Annotated in this window: 19 protein-coding genes and 1 tRNA gene; 6 read left to right on the top strand and 14 right to left on the bottom strand. The window is 39.6% G+C overall.

The features are described 5' to 3' along the window. Positions 1-131 precede the first annotated feature (131 nt). Complete coding sequence (locus tag IQ259_RS17870; protein WP_193887168.1) at positions 132-2,351, top strand: pentapeptide repeat-containing protein; 2,220 nt, start codon at positions 132-134, stop codon at positions 2,349-2,351. 79 nt (positions 2,352-2,430) lie between these two features. Here IQ259_RS17870 and IQ259_RS17865 read toward each other — a convergent pair whose 3' ends face one another. After that, positions 2,431-2,835, bottom strand: coding sequence for a hypothetical protein (locus tag IQ259_RS17865; RefSeq protein ID WP_193887166.1), 405 nt, complete (start codon positions 2,833-2,835; stop codon positions 2,431-2,433). A 55-nt stretch (positions 2,836-2,890) separates the two neighbouring features. Then, positions 2,891-3,760, bottom strand: coding sequence for a zinc metalloprotease HtpX (locus tag IQ259_RS17860; RefSeq protein ID WP_193887164.1), 870 nt, complete (start codon positions 3,758-3,760; stop codon positions 2,891-2,893). 607 nt (positions 3,761-4,367) lie between these two features. Between IQ259_RS17860 and IQ259_RS17855 the strand changes: the two genes are divergently transcribed. Beyond that, the gene (locus IQ259_RS17855) at positions 4,368-5,288 is read left to right on the top strand and encodes a TIGR04168 family protein (RefSeq protein WP_193887162.1); all 921 of its coding nucleotides are present in this window, start codon (positions 4,368-4,370) and stop codon (positions 5,286-5,288) included. 109 nt (positions 5,289-5,397) lie between these two features. Further along, positions 5,398-5,482, top strand: a tRNA-Ser gene (locus IQ259_RS17850). Between the two features lie 86 nt (positions 5,483-5,568). Here the strand turns inward: IQ259_RS17850 and IQ259_RS17845 are convergent. Continuing rightward, on the bottom strand, positions 5,569-5,946 hold the full coding sequence (locus tag IQ259_RS17845; protein ID WP_193887161.1) for a hypothetical protein: 378 nt from the start codon (positions 5,944-5,946) through the stop codon (positions 5,569-5,571). Positions 5,947-6,173: 227 nt separating this feature from the next. On the opposite strand from IQ259_RS17845, the gene IQ259_RS17840 reads away from it, so the two are divergent. After that, a complete protein-coding gene (locus IQ259_RS17840) occupies positions 6,174-7,262 on the top strand; it encodes a DMT family transporter (RefSeq protein WP_228014610.1) in 1,089 nt (362 codons plus the stop codon). A gap of 10 nt (positions 7,263-7,272) precedes the next feature. On the opposite strand, the gene IQ259_RS17835 is transcribed toward IQ259_RS17840, so the two are convergent. From IQ259_RS17835 to IQ259_RS17800, 8 genes are all read right to left on the bottom strand, one after another. After that, the gene (locus IQ259_RS17835) at positions 7,273-8,367 is read right to left on the bottom strand and encodes an AI-2E family transporter (protein WP_193887159.1); all 1,095 of its coding nucleotides are present in this window, start codon (positions 8,365-8,367) and stop codon (positions 7,273-7,275) included. A gap of 8 nt (positions 8,368-8,375) precedes the next feature. Beyond that, entirely contained in the window at positions 8,376-9,809 is a 1,434-nt protein-coding gene (locus tag IQ259_RS17830; RefSeq protein WP_193887157.1) for a bifunctional orotidine-5'-phosphate decarboxylase/orotate phosphoribosyltransferase, read from the bottom strand. Positions 9,810-9,984: 175 nt separating this feature from the next. Further along, positions 9,985-11,769, bottom strand: coding sequence for a M61 family metallopeptidase (locus IQ259_RS17825; RefSeq protein ID WP_193887155.1), 1,785 nt, complete (start codon positions 11,767-11,769; stop codon positions 9,985-9,987). Between the two features lie 312 nt (positions 11,770-12,081). Beyond that, positions 12,082-12,765: a Crp/Fnr family transcriptional regulator gene (locus tag IQ259_RS17820; protein WP_193887153.1), complete on the bottom strand. Its 684-nt coding sequence runs from the start codon at positions 12,763-12,765 to the stop codon at positions 12,082-12,084. A 209-nt stretch (positions 12,766-12,974) separates the two neighbouring features. After that, positions 12,975-14,183, bottom strand: a complete 1,209-nt coding sequence (locus IQ259_RS17815; protein ID WP_193887151.1) for a pilus assembly protein PilB — start codon at positions 14,181-14,183, stop codon at positions 12,975-12,977. Between the two features lie 247 nt (positions 14,184-14,430). Further along, positions 14,431-15,618, bottom strand: a complete 1,188-nt coding sequence (locus tag IQ259_RS17810; RefSeq protein WP_193887149.1) for a HetZ-related protein 2 — start codon at positions 15,616-15,618, stop codon at positions 14,431-14,433. A gap of 924 nt (positions 15,619-16,542) precedes the next feature. Next, the gene (locus tag IQ259_RS17805; protein WP_193887147.1) at positions 16,543-16,893 is read right to left on the bottom strand and encodes a carbon dioxide-concentrating mechanism protein CcmK; all 351 of its coding nucleotides are present in this window, start codon (positions 16,891-16,893) and stop codon (positions 16,543-16,545) included. Positions 16,894-16,979: 86 nt separating this feature from the next. Next, positions 16,980-17,291, bottom strand: a complete 312-nt coding sequence (locus IQ259_RS17800) for a carbon dioxide-concentrating mechanism protein CcmK (protein WP_193887144.1) — start codon at positions 17,289-17,291, stop codon at positions 16,980-16,982. A 155-nt stretch (positions 17,292-17,446) separates the two neighbouring features. Here IQ259_RS17800 and IQ259_RS17795 point away from each other — a divergent pair, with 155 nt between their 5' ends. Next, positions 17,447-18,340, top strand: a complete 894-nt coding sequence (locus tag IQ259_RS17795; RefSeq protein ID WP_193887142.1) for an alpha/beta fold hydrolase — start codon at positions 17,447-17,449, stop codon at positions 18,338-18,340. A gap of 115 nt (positions 18,341-18,455) precedes the next feature. Here IQ259_RS17795 and IQ259_RS17790 read toward each other — a convergent pair whose 3' ends face one another. The 3 genes from IQ259_RS17790 to IQ259_RS17780 form a co-directional block, all read right to left on the bottom strand. Next, positions 18,456-19,223, bottom strand: a complete 768-nt coding sequence (locus tag IQ259_RS17790) for a ChaB family protein (RefSeq protein ID WP_193887140.1) — start codon at positions 19,221-19,223, stop codon at positions 18,456-18,458. 204 nt (positions 19,224-19,427) lie between these two features. Further along, positions 19,428-19,967, bottom strand: coding sequence for a Dps family protein (locus IQ259_RS17785; RefSeq protein ID WP_193887139.1), 540 nt, complete (start codon positions 19,965-19,967; stop codon positions 19,428-19,430). Positions 19,968-20,276: 309 nt separating this feature from the next. Further along, on the bottom strand, positions 20,277-20,636 hold the full coding sequence (locus tag IQ259_RS17780; protein WP_193887137.1) for a hypothetical protein: 360 nt from the start codon (positions 20,634-20,636) through the stop codon (positions 20,277-20,279). 806 nt (positions 20,637-21,442) lie between these two features. On the opposite strand from IQ259_RS17780, the gene IQ259_RS17775 reads away from it, so the two are divergent. Beyond that, positions 21,443-22,465 carry a tetratricopeptide repeat protein gene (locus tag IQ259_RS17775; protein ID WP_193887135.1) on the top strand — a complete coding sequence of 341 codons (1,023 nt, stop codon included), beginning with the start codon at positions 21,443-21,445 and terminating at the stop codon, positions 22,463-22,465. Positions 22,466-22,467 lie beyond the last annotated feature (2 nt).

The raw sequence follows: 22,467 nt of genomic DNA, 5'->3' as shown, positions 1-22,467 counted from the left end.
AAAGAATAAAAGTAGCCCTATCACACATCTTACAGTGATGACAAATAAATTTAACCAAATCTTGAGAAAATTCGGAATATTACACAGCAAAATTGTATAAAATCTCAGTATTAATCCTTAGTAACGCAACTATGCCGCCAGACTACTCCGGTCAAAATCTTCGTGGGCGCTCTTTTAAAGGTCAAAATTTGACTGGAGCAAACTTCAGCAAGGCAGATATTAGAGGTGCAAACTTTACCAATGCAATTCTTAAAGAAGCTGATTTTACAGGTGCTAAAGCTGGACTACAGCAACATTGGACAATTGGGTTGCATATAATCTCATGGCTTTTGTCGGGAATATATGGATTTTGGTCGGATTTCTTGGGCATATCGGTACCATCCATTTCAGCAAACAAAGTTACTGAAGACTTCATCTTAGGGATAGCCTTCTCAATAGGAGTGCTTTTGTTTTGTATTATTACCATTCGTAAAAGTTTAACAGCAGCTTTAGGAGCAATAGCCCTAGCTTTTAGCTTACTAATATTAGTAATAATCTTAGCTGTCGGAGCTGGAAGCTTAGTTTTTAAAGCCGAAGCCGGATTTAGCGAATACATTCAAGCTATGGTTTCATTCTTAACCAAAACCACAGCCTTTAACACCATTGCAACCTTTTGTGGAGCTTTAACCTTCGCTGGGGTTGCAGCCTTATTTCTAGCCTTCGCTGGAGCCTTAACCGGAGCTTTAGCCGAATTTAGAGCCTTAGCCGGAATCGTAGCTATAGCTGGAATCCTCGCCGGAGTTAGAGACCTAGCTAATCTCGTAGCTTTAGCTAAAGCTGAAGGGTTAGTCATAGACATCAACATTATGGTCATGATCTTCAGCTTTTTTGCCCTAGACTTAGCTAAAACTGTAGTTGAAGTTGTTGTTTTTACATTGTTTAGCACTTACATTGGCTGGCGTAGTCTAGCCAGAAAAAATGGAAAAGATTCTTGGCTAGGCTCATTCATCATTGCCTTTGCGGCCACAGGTGGAACTAGCTTTCGTGGTGCTGATTTAACTGATGCTGAATTTACAGGTGCAATTCTCAAAAATACAGATTTCAGAAAAGCTAACCTTACACGCACTCGTTTTTATGAAGCCAAAAAACTTGACTTTGCCAGATTAGCTGACACTATACTGATTAACCGAGATATTCTCAATTTGCTTGTCAGCTGCAATGGTAGAGGCAAATCATATCTTGGCGCTAACCTAAAAGGTGCAAATCTCATGGGTGCTGACCTGAAAGAGGCTAATTTTAAATATGCTGATATCACTGAAGCGACCTTTCAAGGAGCTTGTTTAGAGTGGTCAAATTTAACTCTAGCTCAAGCTGTGGGTACTAGTTTTACTAGCGCTCAAATGACTGGTGCTTGTGTAGAGGCATGGAATATTGAAAGTACAACTAAATTAGATAATGTTGATTGCCGCTTTATCTATCTTTTAGAAAATTCTAAGCCTCAAACCGATGATAGAGAACGCCGTCCTAGTAGTGGCGATTTTCAACCAGGAGAATTTACTAAATTATTTGAAGAAGTTTTAAATACTGTAGATTTAATTTTTCGCAACGGTATAGACTGGAAAGCTTTTGTTGCTACATTCAAAAAAGTACAAGAAGACAACGAAGACACAGATTTATCTATTCAGAGTATTGCTAATAAAGGTGACGGTGTAGTTGTCGTGAAAGTTAACGTGCCTGATAGCGCTGATAAAGAAAAGATTCATAGTGATTTCATGCAAAATTATCAAATAGCATTGCAAGCTGTAGAAGAAAAATATAAAGCGCAATTGCAAGCTAAAGATAATGAGATAGTTATCTATCGCCAACAAAGTGCAGATATGAAAGAAATCATTGGCTTGTTAGCCAATAAGCCAGTTAATGTTCAAGTTGATAATAAAGTAGAGAATAAAAATATGCCTAATGGTAATGATTCTAGCCGGAATTTTAATATTGGCAATATCGCTGGAGATTTTAATAATAGCGGCACAATTAATTTAGGTGAAATTAGCGGTACGGTGACAAATACTATTAACCAGTTACCACCTTCACCTGAACCTGACAAACCAGGAATCAGAGAATTATTAGAGCAGTTAAAAGCAGCGATAGATGCTGAAAAAGATTTAACTGACGAAGATAAAGCTGAAGCTTTAGAACAGGTACAAGCTTTAGCTGAAGCGGGTAAAAATCCTCAAGAGGGGGCGATGCAAAAGGCTGCGAAAACGGCGGTGAAAATTTTAAAAGGAACGATCGCTAGTTTACCCACTACAGCTACACTGGTTGAGGCAGGTAGTAAACTGTTGCCGTTGATTTCTAAGCTTTTCGGTTTGGGTTAAAAAAATGGGCAGGCAAGACTTGTACTGAGCTTGTCGAAGTTTGCCTACCCCACAAGACTTGATTAAATAAACATGTGAATTAATGATTACGAGGAGCGTTGAAGGCTTCCCAGGCGGCCTTGGCTGCACAATGGATGCGATCGCCAAAATCAGAGAATTCTTTCCAAAGTAAGTGCCAGTTTTTATCAGCTTCTTCTTGGATGACAGCCCAAGCATGTTCTAGGCGATCGCGTTCAATGAGTTTTTCACCTTCAATTGCTTCCCGTGCTTGGCGTACAGCATTTAAATAAGTTTCGCGGGTGAGGGTTCCGGCTGATTCTGCTTCAGCTTGGGCGCGTCTTTTGAGTGCTTCAATTAACGCTTTGGTTTCGTTCTTCACTTCGTCAGTTTCACCAGCCATTTCGGCTTCTACCATTTCGTTAGTTCGAGAACTAATTTCTACAACTACGGTAGATTCAAAAGATTCAAAATTGTTACCAGTCATAGTTAAAAACTCCTTTAGTTATTAATGAAAATTTCTGACTATTGACTCTGGACAATTAATATGATTTTGTTGACGATTGTTGTTCCAATTTCAGCAATTGTTCAACTCGCGCTTCTGTAGCAGGGTGACTAGAAAACAAGTTACCCAAAAACTTTCCAGAGATGGGGTTGATAATTAATAACGGTTCAAAAGCCGGATTTGCATCTAAAGGTAATTGTCGTGCTGTAGCTTCTAATCTTTGGAGGGCGCGGGCTAATGCACGGGGATTACCAGTTAATCTTGCAGAACCAGCATCGGCGGAAAATTCCCGTGTGCGGGAGATGGCTAATTGTATGATGGTGGCAGCTATGGGGGCAAGCACAACAGTTAACAGAATTCCTAACGGATTACCACCTCTATTGTTATCGCGTGAACCACCGCCAAACCACAAGCTGTAACTCAGCATTTGTGCCAAAAAGGAAATTGCACCAGCAACGGTAGCAGCTACGGCTTGAGTTAAAGTATCACGATTAATAATGTGAGTCAGTTCGTGAGCAATTACGCCTTCTAGTTCATCTTCTGGCAGAATATTCAAAATACCTTCAGTAACAGCAACAGCCGCGTGTTCTGGATCGCGTCCTGTTGCAAAAGCGTTAGCTGTTTGGCTAGGAACAATGTAAACTCCCGGCATGGGGATGTTAGCACGCGCGGATAATTTCTCCACCATGCGATAGAGTCCTGGTGCTTCAGCTTGACTCACTGGCTGGGCGCGGTATACTGCTAGGGCAATCTTATCTGATTGATACCAGGAAAATAAGTTTGTGACTGCTGCTAACCCAATACCTATAATTAAGCCGCTAGTACCGCCAATCACCCAGTAACTTATGGCAATTAGTAAACCACTGAGTGCAGCCAGTAAAGCAACTGTTTTAAATTGATTTCCCATATTTATGTTCTCCTATTTAATGCTGTATTGATTTTTTTAAGCTTTTCTAAATAACAGCATTACTTAAGCCTTACTTGCATTGTATCTACCCAAACATATATCTATCAGGTAGAAATTGCGCCCTAATTCAGTACGGTTTTCTCGCTCAATTTACTAACGAATGAAGAATTTAATAATTATGAATTCAGAATTAAGTCGATAGGGTGGATATTCCTAAATAAACGCCTTAATCAACGCAGAAGATAGTAGTTAATACTCATAATACATATACTAGGCAACACTAAATAATTGGTTATTTAACCCTTACTGCCATAATTGCTAAAACAGAAGTTGAATATCTTAGTATGTTGCAAGGCTTAAGTTTACATAATCCGATCGCAATTAGTTTAGGTGCGATCGCCTAAACCTTTAACTGTTACTACATAAGTATAAAACAGAATGAATTACACAAATTTTTGACTGTAACCTGTAACCGTTCGGCTGACGCTCACGGCGGAAGCCTTTAACCTGTGACCTATCTCCACCCATGAATTTTATTGTGTCCGACTACTTATGTCCAAATTTAGCTGAGTTTCATATGCTGGAGATAGACAGCAAGGAAAGCGGCATGACCAGTCAGAAAATTCAATCAAAAACTCTCAAAATTGCTGTAGTTGGAGATATTCACGACCAATGGGAAGTGGAAGATACCATTGCACTCAAGCATTTGGGTGTTGATCTGGTGCTATTTGTGGGAGATTTTGGCAATGAATCGGTAGAAGTGGTGAGAGCGATCGCTTCCCTCGATATCCCCAAAGCAGCAGTCATGGGCAACCACGATGCTTGGTACACTGCTACAGAATGGGGACGAAAAAAATGTCCCTACGATCGCTCTAAAGAAGACTGGGTACAAGAACAACTTGATTTATTGGGTTCAGCCCATGTTGGTTACAGCAAGCTGGATTTTCCAGATTGGAATTTAACTGTCGTTGGGGGTCGTCCTTTTAGTTGGGGTGGCCCAGAATGGAAATTTGCGGACATCTGCAAAGAACGTTACGGTGTCACAACTCTAGAAGAATCAGCCGCTAAAATTATGGCTGCGGTCAAAAGTGCAGCTGGTGATGCAATTATTTTTCTCGGTCACAACGGGCCGAGTGGATTAGGCGATCGCCCAGAAGACCCCTGTGGTAAAGATTGGCATCCCCCAGGCGGCGACTTTGGTGATCCTGATTTTGCCGAAGCGATTTCTCAGACTGTCACATCTGGTAAGGTTATTCCCCTCGTGACTTTTGGACACATGCACCACACTCTGCGTCACACTAAGAAAGTGTTACGAAAATCAGTGTTTAGAAGTCCAGAAGGGACAATCTATTTAAATGCTGCCAGTGTCCCCAGGATTGTGGAAAATGCCGGACAGAAGCAGCGCAATTTCTCCATTGTCAACTTAGAAGCGGGTGTAGTGACACAAGCTGCCTTAGTTTGGGTGGACAAAGATTTACGAGTAGCATCTGAGTCAATTCTATATGAGCATTCACCCAGTGCGTTGTAGACATTTACCTCCGGTAGTGCAACCTGCCAAGATGTAAGATATAGTATTATCTGTCAGCTTTTTTGCTAACCCACAAATATGCGGTTAGCAGTAGCTCGACGGTTTTACTGGAGAGGTGGCAGAGTGGTCGATTGCGTCCGACTTGAAATCGGATGAACCGAAAGGTTCCGGGAGTTCGAATCTCCCCTTCTCCGTTGTATATAAAAAAGATTAGGGTAGCAACAAGTCTCACTGTTAGCTACCCTAAAATACATTTATATTACTTAATTATTACGCAAAATTACTTAACTTCATTAGCAGGAAATTTCTCTACCTTACCTTTTTTCAAGGCTACAACTACATCAAAAGTAGAACAGTAAGAAAATGTGTAATCGGTGGCTTTGTTGTAAAGGTTAACAACAGTACCTGCACCACCGGGTTGAATTCCGATGGGTTGTAGGTCGCCAAAGAAGAAACGACGCAGCTGATCACCACCACCGAATACACCCTTACTCTTGGTAACCAAGTCAATTTTTTGTTGAGTAGACAAACCGGAAGGATCAGCAGCTGAAGCTGAAAGTAGTGAAATGGAAGGTTTTACAGCTTGAAATGAAATATTTCCAACTGTCAACAAACCAGCTATAGCAACACCTGTGAGTAATGAAGGGGCGAATTTCATGGGTTAATTCCTTATGTTTGAGCTTTGTAGCTATTCAGAGCATCTCAGATCCTACTGAAGCTCATCTGAAACTTAGCCATAAATTGTCTGAATTTATTCCTTGAGGAGATTCAGTTTAAACTCAGCATTTTCTCAGGTAATTGTGGTGTAAAGAAATCCTAGGGGTTTTAAGAATGTTTCCGGATTTTTATAACTAGACTTAAGCAAAGATTTTTAGTATTGTTGACATGACTTCTATTGCAACTGCAAGTGGTATTGTTGTGACCAGTCTGAGAGAATGGCATCGTTTTATTGAAAAAATTCCCAATCAAGCCTATCTCTGGCTCGCAATTGTCATTTTTGGAGCATCCGGGGCAGTTACCCGCAAATTGACAGAAATTGGTTCGCAAAACTTAATAAATGGCAGAAACCCGATTTCTCTGTGTAATGTTCTGTTCGTGGGCAACATCTGTGCCTTGATATTTCTAATCATCATATATAAGCGACAGTGGAACAAAACAACGCTGAATCAGATATCGGTGAATAAATGGCTGGTTTTGACAGTAGTAGCCATTTTATCAGGGGCGTTGGCTCCTGGCTTGATTTTTCAAGCACTAGCAATAACTAATGTCAGCAACGTGATTTTAGTTGGCAGATTAGAACCACCACTGGCTTTAGCTTTATCAATCTGGTTATTAGGGGAGAGAGTAAATCCTTGGGAAATTATGGGAGCGATCGCCGCTTTTTTGGGTGTTGCTCTCACTGTCTTACTCCAGCCTCCTGGGCAAGCCACAATGAATATGCCAGGTTTTAATTTGGGTACAGGTGAAATTGTTACTGCTCTGGCATCCGTAGCAACAGCAGTAGCGACAGTTATTGGTAAAAAATATCTCTCCTCTATCCCTCTAGGAATCTTCACTGTCTTTCGGACTGCGGTGGGGACTGTAGTATTTTTCTTTCTGGCTATGTTTTTGTATGGTAGCCATCACTTTGTGGAAGTATTTTCGCCTTTTTTGTGGCGGTGGATGTTGCTATACAGCGCAGTCATTGTAGTTCTAGGTCAGTCATTCTGGTTTAAGGGTTTGAGAACTTCTAAGGTATCTGTAGCTTACTTAATTGGCTCTTTTACTCCCATTGCAGGTGTATTAGCAGCGTATTTCATCCTAGATGAAGTTCCGACTCTGCCTCAATATATAGGTGGTAGTTTAATTATTATTGGGATATTAATCAGTCAAGTTGGAGTTATGCGTCAAACTCATCGCCCCACGGCTCCTGATGGAGTGAACTCTACACAAGTACAACAAGTAGAAGCAGAAATGGGATTTAAAGGTATTTAAGATTATTAACTTATGCAGATGTAGATTTCGGTAACATCTCTGCATCTTCACCTACAACCGCATTATTGGAATCAGTAGATAAATCAAAAGCATCTGCAACATCTTTAATAAAACCAGCCACGGGTACGGCTATGATTAACCCCAACACCCCAGCAACGTAAGTTCCTACTAATAAAGAAACTAACACCCAAATTGGTCTCAGCCCTGTGAAGCGTCCCAATAGCCGGGGAGCGATCGCTTGGTCAATTAACTGATCAATAATAATAGCTACTGCCAGCACTTTTACTGCTAACCAAAAGTCATGTGTGGCTACGATTAACGTGATCACAATCAGACTGAAAACATCTCCAAAGGGAATTAAGCTCAAAATTCCCACTCCCAAACCAAAAAGCAACCCAAATTGAACTTGAAACAATAAAAACATTAATGTTTGGGTAAGTCCCATAAGTAAAGCCAACGTCCCCTGACCAATCAAGTAGTTTTGAAAGTTTTGCTGGATAGACTCACTTACCTGTTGAGCAAAACTCCAAGGCAACTTCTTAAATATTCCTTGCCACAGTCGTGGCCCATCTAACAACAAATAAAAACTCAACACTACTGTAATTAATGCTCCAGAAACACTATCAATCGTGTCTATAATAATGCTTAAAAGTTTATCTGAAAGATACTCTAATTCATCAGGAACCTTATCAGTAATTTTGCTAAAAATTTGACTAAAGTCTATTCGGGTACTCTGGCTAAAAGCCCAATCATTTAAACCCTGCAATTTTGCTTCACTAGAATCAATCCATTGAGGAAGTAATTTAACCATTTCGTTAAATTGCTCAGAAACTATGGGTAATAATGTAATTCCTAAAGTTACCAGAATAAAAGTAGCCAAGATAAAAACTAGTGTTACTCCATAGTTGCGTTTAACTCCCTGTCGTTCTAGTAATGAAACAGGGTAGTTTAAAATAAAAGCAAATATAGATGCTAAGACAAGAATCGTTACTAAAGGTTGAAAATATTGAAAAAATCGCAATAATAACCATACATTGAGAAACACTAGCGGAAATAACAGCGTTAAAATTAGCCATTTCAGTAGTCGATTAACTGATAAATTCATAATTATTCCTAGCTTTGTGTAAAAGCTAAAAGTTGCTCATTATTGATCCGTTCTGTTTGATACAAAGTTGTGATGATTTGCGAAATAGTAAAAACTGCATGACCTCGATAACCATTTTCTAATAGTCTTTCTTGCACTCCCTGCTCATGATCAATTAAAACTACAATGTCATGCACATTTAATCCAGCAGATTTTAACTTTTCTGCTCCTTCTACTACACTTTTTCCGCTGATGAGAATATCATCTACTACTACTACTATTTCACCAGCCGAGAAATTTCCTTCAATTACCTTGCGAGTTCCATGTGCTTTTACTTCTTTACGCGGAAAAACCATTGGACAATTCAGACGCAAAGCTAAACCAGTAGCCGTTGGCAGAGAACCGTAGGGAATACCTGCTAATCTATCAAAAGTCAGGTTTCTTAAAATTTTTTCATAGGCACTAAGAACTTGATTAAAAACTTGGGGATTGGAAATAATTTTGCGTAAATCTATATAATAGGGGAATGTTGCTCCTGATGCTTGGACAAAGTTACCAAACATGATGCAACCAATATCATAAAGTTGCAAAATTAAATCATTGCTAGTTTGCCGATGCCCAAAACGAACATCAGGTAACCATACAGAGCAGCTAGAAGCATCAGAGGTAATCTGAATTTTTGTTTGATTAATTTCTGCGCGTAAAGACTGGATTTCCTGTGATAACTTTGGGTTTGCCAACATATCCTGAGGTACAGGAATCAGCAACCCATCACCATTAGTATTCAAACCAGCTTCTAGGATTTGCTTGAGTTTAATACCTTCAGCCCAAATGCTACGTGCCATTATAGTTCGCTCCGGTGCAACTGCCCGAATTAACCCCAAAACCTCAGGATTTGTAGTTCCCACCTCTAAACCTAATTTTTCTGGCGTTCCCCAGTTTTTTGCTTCTTTGACAACCTGTAAATAAAGAGGCGAATCATTAGCAGGATATTGTTGTAGAGTTTCTGCCCCGGGATTAGAAGTACAGCATAAAATAAACACGGCTTTATCAGGATAAACCAAAAACGGTGCAACATGATCTTGCCCTGTATATGGGCTGAGAGTGATTGCATCCACTTGCCATTGGGTAAATACAGTGTGGGCAAAGATACTGCTAGTATTTAAATCACTATGTTTAGCATCTAAAATAATTGGAATATGACTGGGTATAGCAGTTAAAGTTTGATAGAGCAGTTCTAAGCCAGGAATACCTAAAGCTTCATAAAAACCGAGTGTTGGCTTATAAGCACAGACAAAATCAGCAGTTTCAGCAATAATAAATTTTAACCAATTCCCCAAACCAGTAATAACATCTTGAGACTGGTAGTGAGTAGGCATCATCTCTGGATTCGGATCAAGACCTACAAATAGTAAGCTTTGGTTTTGCGAAATATTTGTACATAACTTATCAAAAAACTGCATAATCTATTTGTAAAAATTTCAAAGAAAATATATAAGTAAATCATAAAATTAATCAGTGATCATATCAATTCATTCTGCTGCTATTTAATAGAACATACGCACAGGGGCGCAATAGCAATATATTGCGCCCCTGTTGATTGTTACTCAGTAGTCAAAAAACTCAAGAGTAGCAGTATTAACGAAGAGTGGTGAGCGGCACACCTAACCACCCAGCAAAATTTTCTTTCTGGATGGGATCAGGATTGTTGACTGGAACTACCTGATACTTACTGGGATGAGGTGCAGCGAGTGTGACAGAACAAGTACGCAGTTCATCTTGATGAAAAACTGTCACCTGAATGGTGTCATTTGGTTGGTAATCTTTTAAGCGATCGCTTAGTTGATGAGATGTGACTCTGATTCCGCCAATCGCAAGTAACTCATCACCTGCATCAATTCCTGCTAATTGTGCAGGCGAACCAAATTCGACAAACTTAACAATTTCCCGTCCATTCTCGGTATTTAACCTCAAACCACAGTAAGGTTCTTCTTCTCTATCCGCAACCACCTGTAGTCCAAAAGGTTCTAGGTACTGATTAAAAGGCAATTCTTCCGTGCCATCAATGTAGCGGTTAAAGAAGTCAGTCAAATCCATTTCTGCTACAGATTCAATTACTTCCTGTAATTGTTCTGGAGTGTAACCAATTTCTTGTTTGCCAAATTTGCGCCACATTTGTCGCATTACATCATCAAGAGAACGCTGATTTCCAGACCGTTCTCTGATCAGCAAATCTAGCAATAAAGAAACCATTTCTCCTTTTAAATAGTAGGAAATTTGGGAATTATTGCTATTGGTATCTGGGCGATAGAGTTTAATCCAAGCATCAAAACTCGACTCAGCAAGGGATTGTACTTTACGTCCTGGTATGGTGAGGAATCGAGAAACTTCCTTACTCCAATTATGAAAATATGACTTAGCATCATAAATTCCTGCTCGCAAAGGAATCAGCAAATCATAGTAACTGGTAGTTCCTTCACAAAACCACAAAGAAGATGTATAGCTTTCGCGATCGTAATCAAAAACTTCTAAAGCTTTTGGACGAATGCGTTTAACATTCCACAAGTGAAAGAACTCGTGCGCCACCAATTGGATGAAGCGATCGTATTTATCTGGTGAGCTAAAACCAAAACGCTGATAAATTAAGGAGCAACAGTTTTTATGCTCCAAACCACCATAAGCTTGGGCAAATAAATGCAGCACAAACACATATCTTTCGTAAGGTAAACCGCCAAACATCTGTGCTTCTACCTGAATGATTTTTTGAATGTCAGCAATTATTCGTTGTGCATGATAATTCCCCTGTCCCCAGATAGCCAATTCATGAGGTTTTCCCAAAACTTCAAAGTGATATAACTCGTGATAACCAATTTCAAAGGGACTATCTACAAGAGTATCAAAATCGGCCGCATAAAAGGTATTAGACTGTCCATCAACTGATGGTAAGGCAGTGGTGACCCGCCATTCAGGATGCGGTGGCACAATAGTGATTTGAATTCCTAACCCTTCGCAACCCCGTAATCTAAAAAAAAGTGCTGCTCCGTTGAAATAACCGTGAGTGCTATCCAAATGGTTTGTTCGTACCGATAGCTCATTGGCAAATATACGATAACGTACAGTTAATTCAGAAATACCGTTTGTGTTTACCTGCCAGTGGTTTTTACTGATTTTACGCCACGCCAAGGGCTGCTCTCCAGCAAAAGCAGCAAAATCTTGTAAATTTTTGGCGTATTCCCGCACTAAGTATGAACCTGGTGTCCAAACAGGCATTTTCAAGTCCAGTGTTGGGGATGAGTGATTAACAAGTTGTAAGCTCACCTCAAACAGATGTGTTTCTGGTTGGGGCATTGCTACCAGGTAATGAATCGTCGGTACGGTTTCCTGAATGCCAATTTCGAGACGAGGTGCTGTTGCTTCAGTCATTTGTAGTAGTAGACAGGAGTTATGAGTTTATAGTTATTAGTCAATAGTTAATAGTCAATAGTGGGACTTTGTAAAGAAGTAGGAATAAAATAGTCTTAAAGTTAGATTTTATAAAAATTTACAATTAATTCATATTTTATAGTTGATGCCAAAATTTGCAGATGCGGTTTCTGCCTTTAAGAACTTCGTCAGGGGTGATTTGACACAGGAAATAATAGCTAGAGAGTCTTTGAGCTTTGGAACAACTTCACTATTGAAGTGCCGTAGTTTCCCCAGAGTCTGAACTTCGATGACCCTACACTCAATACAAAACTAGACTTTACCGGCCAAATTCATCAATTGTTTGAAGTTAATCAGGTAAATGATGTTATTAACATTATCAATTGCTATCCACCCTTTTTCATGTAGTTTTTCCATGATTTTAGTAGTTTCTTCGACTCCGATTTCTGTCACTTCTGCCAAATCCTTAAAGGGAATATTAAAAATTTCCTTGCCTTGATCTGATTCTTGTCCATAGCTTTCGCCCAAACTGACTAATGTGTGAGCCAGTTTAACAGCTGGTGGTGAAGTGCGAATCTGTAAGCGCTGGTTAATTTGCCGCACTCTTCTCACCATTAGTTGCAGCATCCGATGATGTAATTGTGGGTCTTTAAACAAAATTTGAATAAAACGCTCTCTGGAAATACTGAGTAACTTCACAGGCGAAAGGGCAATTACATCAGTAGAACGGGGAGATTCATCTAAAATCGCCATTTCTCCAAAAAAATCACCCCGACCCAAAATTGCTATAGCAACAGAATCATCTCCAGAGGTACGGCGGACTTTAACCCAGCCAGATACCACGAAGTAAACTGCGTTACCCCAGGCATCTTCCATTAACACGGCTCGTCCTACAGGATATTCGTGATCAATTGCAACATTGAGCAGCCATTCTAAAGTCTGTGGATTGGCTGTACTCAGCAAGGGGAAAAGTTCACTAAAAACCTCAGTCTGCATGAATGAAATATTTGTAAAAAATGAATTCAATAACAGAAAATTAGGCTGACTACTATAAGTTTTAAACTTGCTACCATAGTATTAATACATATAAAAAATGTAAAAATTTAAACTAAATTTTTATAGTATACCAGTCTAATGTTCCATTACAACATAACAATTATGCAAGGGATCGAAATCAGCGGTTTTACTGACAGAATTGTGATTTATTATTTGCCCACTGAATCACCATTTGCTGTGAGTATTTTGACTTGTTGCTCTAGATTTTCTACTATGCGATTTAAAACATCTACAGCATCTGATTGCTCTGGTGTAAGGCTAGAGTTGAGTAGTAGTCGTTGATGTAGTTCATGCAATTTATAATTTAGTTGTTGAGAAATGCCCAAGACATCGCGGCTCAGACGGGTTAATTGTTGTTGTTGATAGAACTTTAAGGCTGCTCCCCGTAATACTTGTAGTGTAGCTTCTTCACCATAAATTCCCGGCATTACTCGCAGGCGTAATAACAAACGGTCTTGTTGATACAAGCATTCTTTTTCTATTTGTTTTGGTTCTGCAATTGTGGTAACAGGAAGGCCAGCAAATCGCTTTAATTCATTAAGTACTCCTTGAAAAACCGAGAGAGGCAAATTATCTAATACAGACTGCAAAACACCATTATCACTCCAGAGTATCCTACCCTTATAAGGTTGTCTTTCTAAATACAAGCGACCTATTCCCCCACCGAGAACTCTTCCTAGTAATTCTTCTAGTAGTTTTTTAGGTGGGAGTGATGCTAACACTTCTACAGGAGTGGATAGTTCTGGGGTAGGTACTGGCAGAATGGTTAAATTCGTTGTGCGTGCTGCTTCGATAGTTTCTTCTTTGATATTTTGTGCTAAAGCAGAAAGGTTGGGTTCTGAGAGTGGGTGAAAATCTGTTAATTGTCGAGCGTATTGAGGAGTTTCTATTTGTGCCACCATTGATGTTGGTGGTTGCGGTTGCGGTTGAGATGAGGTGATGTCGGAGTGATTTAGTTGTTCTGGTTTTAGGGCAAAGTCTGCTTGATGATGATTGACTGCTTTAATATCTGAGCTAAATGTATTTTTATAGTTGAGGTAGGCTGAGAGTATGCTGCGGTGACTATCAGTAGCAATTTCTTGAATAACCATCGTGCATTTGATATAAGACAAGATGCGATTCACGTAATCTAGTGCGCCGCTGTCTTGTGGATGTACCATCCCTAGGAGTAATTTGTTACCTTCTAATCTGAAGGGCAAAATTTGATGGTACAGGCAAGCTTCAAAGGAAAGGAGACTATCAATTAGCTGAAATATCTGTTGACGATCGCTTTCTTGGTCTAAGTTTATTAGTGTGTTCGATAGTACTTGCTGACCACTTGCTCCGGTATCATTTGGTTTGTCCTCGGAAGACAACATAGGTTTGATTATTTAAAGTTTCCTTATATTTTATTTTGCTCTAAGTTAGTTGGCAGTCAATAAAGATACTTTGTTACTTTGTTAAAATTTAAATTAATTACTTTCAGTAAGATGATGCTCAGTTAAATGGGTAAGGGAGCAGGGGGAAAGGTTGCTCTCCCAAATGCGTCCCGCAAAATCCCAAATCAACTGCTTTTTGCTTGATGATAGTGGTTATGGGTATTGATTGCGGCGATCGCTATGCTCCTTACTCTTCGGTTCTCAATGATTGGGCTATGAGATAGATTTTTGTCCATTCTCCCATTGCCTGATGGGTTTTGAGCTTTAACTGTTCGGCGATCGCTTCAATGGAATCGCCTGCTTTGCGTAAATCTAACACCTGCCGCCCCAGGGGTGTTAATTTTTCATCAAGTTGCTGCCATTGGCTGGGTGTAAGTCCCAAATTATGCTCTTGCAAGGAAATTGATAACCAGCTATTGACGAGTTCTGGTTTACCTTTGAGGGCAAAGACGCGGACTGCATGGTAGCTGATTTTTTCTCGTAGGCGGTAGATTTCCCGAATTGGCTTTTTTAGTTGCTTGGCAATCTCATCTTGAGATTTACCTTGGAGATATAGCCGCAGCCAATCTACTGCTTCTTGTCCCAGGTTTTCTTGTAGGTAGTCAGCAAATTCTGTTTGTACAGATTGTCGCAGTGATTGTTGTTCTTCTAGTTGTTGGGCTTCTTGATATTCGGCGATCGCTTGCGTGTCTACCAAGTTGACGCGATTATCACTGTCATCGGTGAGAATTTCTTCGGAAACTAGTTTCACCCTGTCACTACTTGGTACTTGAGTTAAGCCGCCACGCTGAGTCCGACGTAAGTAATTGACAAACCTATAAACGAGTAGTGGTTGATTGCGTACTGGTCGCATAGCATACTCTTCTACACTGGCAAACAATAGCGTATCTTGCAGTCGTCTGTCGGTGGTAAATTCTGCAATGCAAGCCATTTGCTGCTGCATGTAACTATCGCTTTGGAGTAATTCTTGGATGACTTCTTGTAATACATCCATCACACTACGTTGGCGATCGCGACTTAGAGCTACCCAAGTTTGAATTTTATTGCGTAAGCTAACTAAACTCCCCAATCGCGTAATTAAGTTGCGATAAGCACGTTCTCTACCGATTCCCAAGTAGCGTTGACGTAAAATTTTCCAACGATACTCCATCGCTTGTTTGGCAATTTCAAGTTCTTTGGGTTCTAATAATTCAAACCGTTTTAAGTCTCTTCCTAACAGCCACAGAACAATACTCTCCCTAACAGATGCACTTTGTTCTGGAATCTCGACAGCTAGGCGTTTATGCCAATACTGCGCCAGTTTTTCTGCATCTTTTGCCATAGTGAGATTGCGCTCCTCAAAACCCTGTCGTAAAGTTTGCATCACAACCCCCATTTGTCACTATTAACTATGTTGGCTGACAGTTGTCCATAAATTGGTCACTTTCATGAGGACATCTCAGCGATTCTATTCTTAATTACGTTTTTATTCACGAATTTTATGCAGAAGTTTTCACAATTATGGTTTTTGCTTTTATTCTCTGAGGGCAATAAATTCTAGTATGGAGAAATTTGTTGCCATATCTAGAACATCTTAATTTTTGTAAACTTGCAATTGAGAGATATAAAAAGCATGTTTATCCAAAACTGCTCAGAAGAAACTTGTGATTCTGTTAATACAGCAGTTTGTAACTTAAGTGATTTACAGAACTGAAGTTTTAAAGCTACTACACAGCTTGTTTTTCTTCTGATTCTTGTCGTACCAGGTGCATCTGTACTCCTGAGTTATGTTATAAAAGTAAAAAGGTTACATCTGTATCAAATAACTAGTGAGATTTACTTATGTCGAGACGTGAGCGTAATTAAATAAGTTTCGCCTACTAAAATCTTTTTCTGGAAATTGGGGAAGATGTAATTTTTCTTATCAATTCCGACTAGTTTATTTAAACTACTTTATAGCTTTCACATCTGAAAACCAAAAGCCACTTTTATACATTTAGAAGTTGTTTTGAGAACTCACAGCGATTCGCCAACACAACAGTTTTCTAAAAGCACAATGCTATAAATGACAAGATTTTTCTAAAAATTTATTAAAAATTGACAATGATCCATACAAATACTTAATCCTTAGTTAAGAGACCCCATAAAGAGCCTGAAAACACACTGTCTGCTAACACCTATCAAAATTACATAAACTCAAATTTCGTTAACATAATTTGCAAAAAGTCAATAGTCTAGTCTCAATTATTAATCATTGATTAGCACTTAGACTTTTGACTTTTGACTTTAGCTTTTTGATGAATAGCCGATGAATCTAACTCTATCGTCCGTTAGAAGACCTGATGATCGGATTTTCTACAGAGTCTCGATACTGTTGCACAGCTTCGGTGTAAGCGATTGGAAAAATAGCCTCAACGTTTTCATGGGGACGGGGAATGATTACCCAAGATTCTAATGTTCCACCATGAACATTTTCTGCTGCTTCCACACCGGCCGCCATCGCGGCTTTAACTTCAGATACATCCCCGCGAATATTTACTGTAAAACGAGCGCTACCAACTCGGATATAACCAACGAGAGTAACTCTTCCCGCTTTTACCATAGCGTCTGCTGCTGCAAGTACAGCAGGAAAACCCTTAGTTTCCAGCGAACCAACCGCCTGTAGTGACATTAACAATCTCCTGATATGAATAAACTTAGGTAGCGTACAAAATTAATTGTAGAAAGCTTCGTTACAAATTTTAATGACGAAACTGTTTAGAATGTCTGGAAAGGCTCAGATTTTTCGGTGAAGTGGATAGGTAGAATTGTCTCCACATTTTCCGGAGGATTGGGAACTATGTAATGGGTGATAACTTGACCACCATATGCTTGTTCTCCAGCTTCGATTCCAGCCTCAACGGCTCGTTGGACTTCAGTAACGTGTCCCCGGACAGCCACTAACATACGAGCGCTTTCCGCCTGACCATAATACACAATTGTGACTGCGGCAGATTTTACCATTGCATCTGCTGCGGCTAACACAGCAGGAAAACCTAAAGTTTCGACTACGCCAACCGCCATTGGCATGGCATTAGCTCCTGAGACACTAAAATATAAGTGATATTTATTTTACGAGGGTTTTGACCCAATTGTGACATTGAGGACAGTTTTTTCAGTAGGCTGAGTGATCATCTGGTAAATCAGCACTATATTTGGTAGTTGGGTGCTGTAAACTGTAACTTATGTTTCCAAGCTTTCTACCTGCCGCAGTTGGGCAATTAACAGAACCGGAATCGATCGCACTAGCTCGCAGTATTCAAAGTCTAGCGATCGCTACTCCTTTAACTAATCAACCAATTACCACAACCTATGTTCAGCAAGGTAGTGGTGGTACACCGATCTTATTAATTCACGGCTTTGATAGCTCTGTCTTAGAATTCCGGCGACTGTTACCACTGCTGGCAGAAAATAATGAAACTTGGGCAGTGGACTTATTGGGTTTCGGCTTTACCGACAGACTCGCAGGTATCCCATTTAGCCCTATTGCCATTAAAACCCACTTATATTATTTCTGGAAAACCCTCATTAAGGAGCCTGTAATTGTGGTAGGTGCATCGATGGGTGGTGCAGCTGCCCTTGATTTTACTCTCACTTACCCAGAAGTAGTAAAAAAACTAGTATTAATTGATAGTGCAGGGTTGAGGGCGGGTTCAGCGTTGGCTAAATTCATGTTTCCGCCGCTAGATAACTGGGCAACTCAATTTTTGCGTAGTCCTAAAGTCCGCGATCGCGTTTCTCGTGCTGCATATAAAAATCCTAGTCTAGTTACCCTTGATGCCTCATTTTGTGGCGGATTACATCTAGAAATGCCCAGTTGGCATCTAGCTTTAATTGCCTTTACCAAAAGTGGTGGTTACAGTGCTTTTAGATTTAAAAAACTGGCAGAAATTTTTCAACCAACATTAATTCTTTGGGGTGATTCAGATAAAATTTTAGGCACTACAGATGCCAAAAGATTTAAACGGGCAATTCCTAACAGTAAACTGATTTGGATTCAAAATTCTGGTCATATCCCCCATCTAGAACAACCACAAGTCACTGCCAAACACATCCTAGAATTTCGAGATCAATCATAACTTTCCGATGGTGTGTCAAAAATCAAGTTATATCAGCACAAAAAAATAGGGTGAAAGGAACATCACCCCATCATTTTTATTGATTTCCTACTAAGCAACCGAGATGTGCGATCGCTTAAACATTCACCTTTGCTTTTGACCAAACGCCATTCTCATCTTCATCAAATTGTTGATGAACAGCGTCCCAAGCGGCTTGTTCAGCGTTGAATTCGTCACTTGTTTCGTTTAACACGGCATTATAGCGCCCAATGAATGTGCGTTGAGCTTCTTCAGAAAGATGAGCGCGAACCTCAGGAGATAAATCCTCTGGGCTGTTACATGGGCCAGGGCAAGGATGAGCTAATATTTTATCCATCGTGCTAAGTTCTTCAGCACCAGCACTTTCTAAAAGCAGTTGAAATTCGCCAGTGCGATCAGCTGGAATTTCTGCCATTAAGAGGAATTCACCAGCTTGTAAGCGGGTTTGGTAGATTGCGGCTTTATCTTCTGGCATTCCCCAAGCGGTGAAAACCGACACTAAACCAGCACCAGCACTACCTGCGATCGCACCACTTGCTGCCCCTAACAATAATGCACTAATTGGCCCAGCAGCTACAATGGGTCCAACAAAGGGAATAAACAGTACACCTACACCAGTGAGCAAGCTTAGGAAAGAGCCGAACAAAGAACCAAAAATAGCCCCTGTTCTCAGCCCTCCCAAAATTACATCCCTTTTAGTAATGAAACCTGCAATTCTAGTTTCCGACTGGAAATTTCGACCCATAACCGAAATATGATCTCTGGGTACGCCTCTATCTAATAACCGTCGAATCACATCATCAATTTGCTTCTGTTCTTTAAATACAGCTGAGATAGTACGTTCTGCTTGATAGATTTCTGGCACTTGAATACTCCTTAAAATCTCGTTTTTTGTATCAGACTGACGAAAGAAGCAAACGCGGAAAAATATAAGTAGTTAAACAAAATTAATTACACAAATTTTGACCTGAAACCCTTATCCAGTCTAAAAATTCATGTGTAAATATTTCTGTCCGATTACTTAAAAAACTTTTGACCCTATCACCTGTCACCTGTTACCTACTTTTAACTACACACCTACAGGGGTTTTTGTTCCTGTCGCTGGTTGTGTTCCATCTGGCTGCAATTCTTGTCCTTCAATAAATGAGCGCAGCATCCAAGCCATCTCTTCATGCTCTTCCATGAGGCCAGTTAAAAAGTCAGCAGTTCCTTCATCATGGAACTCCTCACTGGATTGATCCACATGCTCTCTGAGATTGCGAATAACCTGCTCATGATCTTCCACAAGGTTAGCCACCATTCCTGTGGCTGTGGGAACATCACCTGAATGTTCTTTGAGGGTAGTAATATTGAGAAATCCCTCCATAGTGCCAACAGGGTAACAACCTAAAGCACGAACTCGTTCTGCTAAAGCATCAATATTTTCAGTCAGCTTTTCGTAGTGTTCTTCCCAAAGCTCGTGCAGACTACGAAACTGAGGGCCAACAACATCCCAATGATATTTTTTGGTTTTTACTAGAAGTAAATAGGCATCTGCTAAATCTTGATTTAACAGATTTGCTACACCTTGACGTTGTTCTTCTGTCAAACCAATGTTTATCGTACGCATTGAATTTAATTCCTAAGTAGACTTATTTATTAAGTTCACAAAAATCAAACATAATTTACATCAACCATAGGAAAGATTGCACTAGCATAATTAATTACAACTTACGGTTATATGGATTTATGCCCTATAACAGAAAAAATAATTTACTAATCATTAATAAGTAGAAATAGACACCTTGATGACAGTGATCAAACAAGATGTCTAAGTTGAGTCAACAGTATATAGAAATGACGGAGGATGAAGAGTATTGATCTTAACCAGTCTTTGATTACAAAACTGGATGTTGATTACTTCTGATCATTAACATCATTACTTTTTGCCTGTTACTTTTTCCAACAAATTTTGGACTTCTTCTTCCACTGACGTTGCATTTTGGGAATTTTCAGGACGCTTCATTTTATCAATATCAGCATCTCCCTGAACCTCATTAAGACCTTTATTAGACTCTTCTTGCACTTTATTCAGTCCAGGCGGTGCAGAGCGAGCGAGTTCGTCGGTTTTACGTTGAGTTTCTAGAAGTTGTGTTGTAGCGTCGGTGGGCTTGCTTTTAGAGGCTTCGATCGCAAAGGCAGGAAAAGCATTAGATATAAGCAATAATGCACACGTAAAAGCTATGATCAGAAAACGCAGGGGACGTAATAGAGATACACCAAAATTCATATTCTTCATTGGAAATCCTCAAAAAAACGTTAAGAATGTATAAATTATATTTTTCAGGTAAGCAATGTTTTACCCTCATTAAGTAAAATTTGGGTGCAAAAAAATTATTAAGCGATGCTTTACCCTTAAATTATTTCAAGGCAAATATTTGAAGAAAAATATTATTGTGTAAGTGCTTTAATTATGGCAATAGGCAAGCTTATATAGCTTGTGCTTCACAATGATTTTCTATCAAATTTCACCTAACTTATATTTACTTTGAATCATCCTACTTTCGGATCGACCTGTAGAGTGAAGTTTATCGATTCTGCGTTAGAGATAAAATCAATCTGTGGGTAGAGTGGCTAAATATCTATAAATTTGGCAGTTTATTGCTCTTATTGGAAGCTGAGAGCAAAAATCAACCCTGGAGTTTGACTCTATTAGGAAATACACCATCAATTCGAGCGATCGCCGTTAGTAAGTTTTGGCAGTTATTTTAATTCAAGTATTTATTCTAGAAAAAGTGTTATGTCTCTTTAAAAAAAAAGAACTAAAATCGCGCTTATTTTGCATATTTACGCAAATAAGACTTATTAAGCCTGTTAATTTAGTCCTTTGCAAGAATATGCTACAAAACGCAGGCTTTTATCGAATAAATTGATAGTAATTGTTGATTAGGTTGAGAAATATACCACAACTTACTATTTACATCCTATCTCTCAAGGTAGAAAATAATGTTTAACTTAAAGGTGGGCAACCTAAGGAAAATTATATCCTAGGGATGTTTCCCAAAAAGAGCCTGTCTAATTTATCTCTAGTGCAACTGAGGTCAAATGACGCAATCATTCAATCCAGTCCAAGAGTGGGAGCAACGTCGTGATCAAGCAACCCGCTACTACAAGCAAGGTAAACTTCAAGAATCTCTCGCTCTGGCAACTGAGAATTTAGAATTAGCTAGAGTAATTTCTGATCGAGCTAAAGAAGGTTATACATTAAACGACATTGGTTTAGCTCACCTTGGTTGTTGGCAACCTCAAAGAGCATTAGAGTGTTTTGAACAGGCGCTCTCGGTTGCTCAAGATTTAGGTAACGTACGAGCAGAAGCAACCGCTCTCAGCAATTTAGGATCTACTTACAGCCGTCTAGGAAAGTTTTCGCAAGCGCTAAAATATCTCGATCAAGCCCTGGAAATATTTAGAAGATTGCAAGACACTCAAGGCGAAGTTTCAACTCTCAATGATGTAGCGCTGATTTATACCAAATTGGGAGAGCCAAAGCGATCGCTGTTGTTACAACACCAAATTCTCCCAATGCGGCGATTTTTAGGAGACTTTTCTGGTGAAGCCACAACGTTAAATGGTCTTGGGTTTGCTTACAGTGTTTTAGGCAAGTATGAGCAAGCTCTAGAATTTTTACAAGAAGCACTTTCTATTCAACGAGCAGTCAAAAATTTGGTTGGTGAAGCCACTACATTGAATAATATTGCTTCTGTTTATAGTGATTTAGGACAACCTAAACAAGCGTTACTACTTTACTATCAAGTCCTTTTGTCTCGTCGGCTACTCAAAGATCGCTCTGGTGAAGCAACAACCCTGAATAATATTGGTTATACCTACAACGTTTTAGGAAATAACTGGCAAGCAATGAAATTCTATAAACAAGCGATCGCAATTTATCAGATACTAGGCGATCGCGTGGGAGAAATTTCTACTTTGCTAAATATGGGCAACTTGTACGCCTCAACAAAACGCAAAAAGATGGCGCGATCGTGCTACCAAAATGCTCATGAATTATCTCAGCAACTCGAATATCAGCCGCTATCAGAGAAAGTACAGCAACACATAGATTCTCTGTAGAG

Origin of the sequence: Fortiea sp. LEGE XX443, assembly GCF_015206815.1 — a bacterium.
In the GTDB taxonomy this organism is placed as follows: Bacteria; Cyanobacteriota; Cyanobacteriia; order Cyanobacteriales; family Nostocaceae; genus Nostoc_B.
Note: the sequence above shows the minus strand (reverse complement) of the source record. Positions and strands in the feature narration are given on the sequence as shown.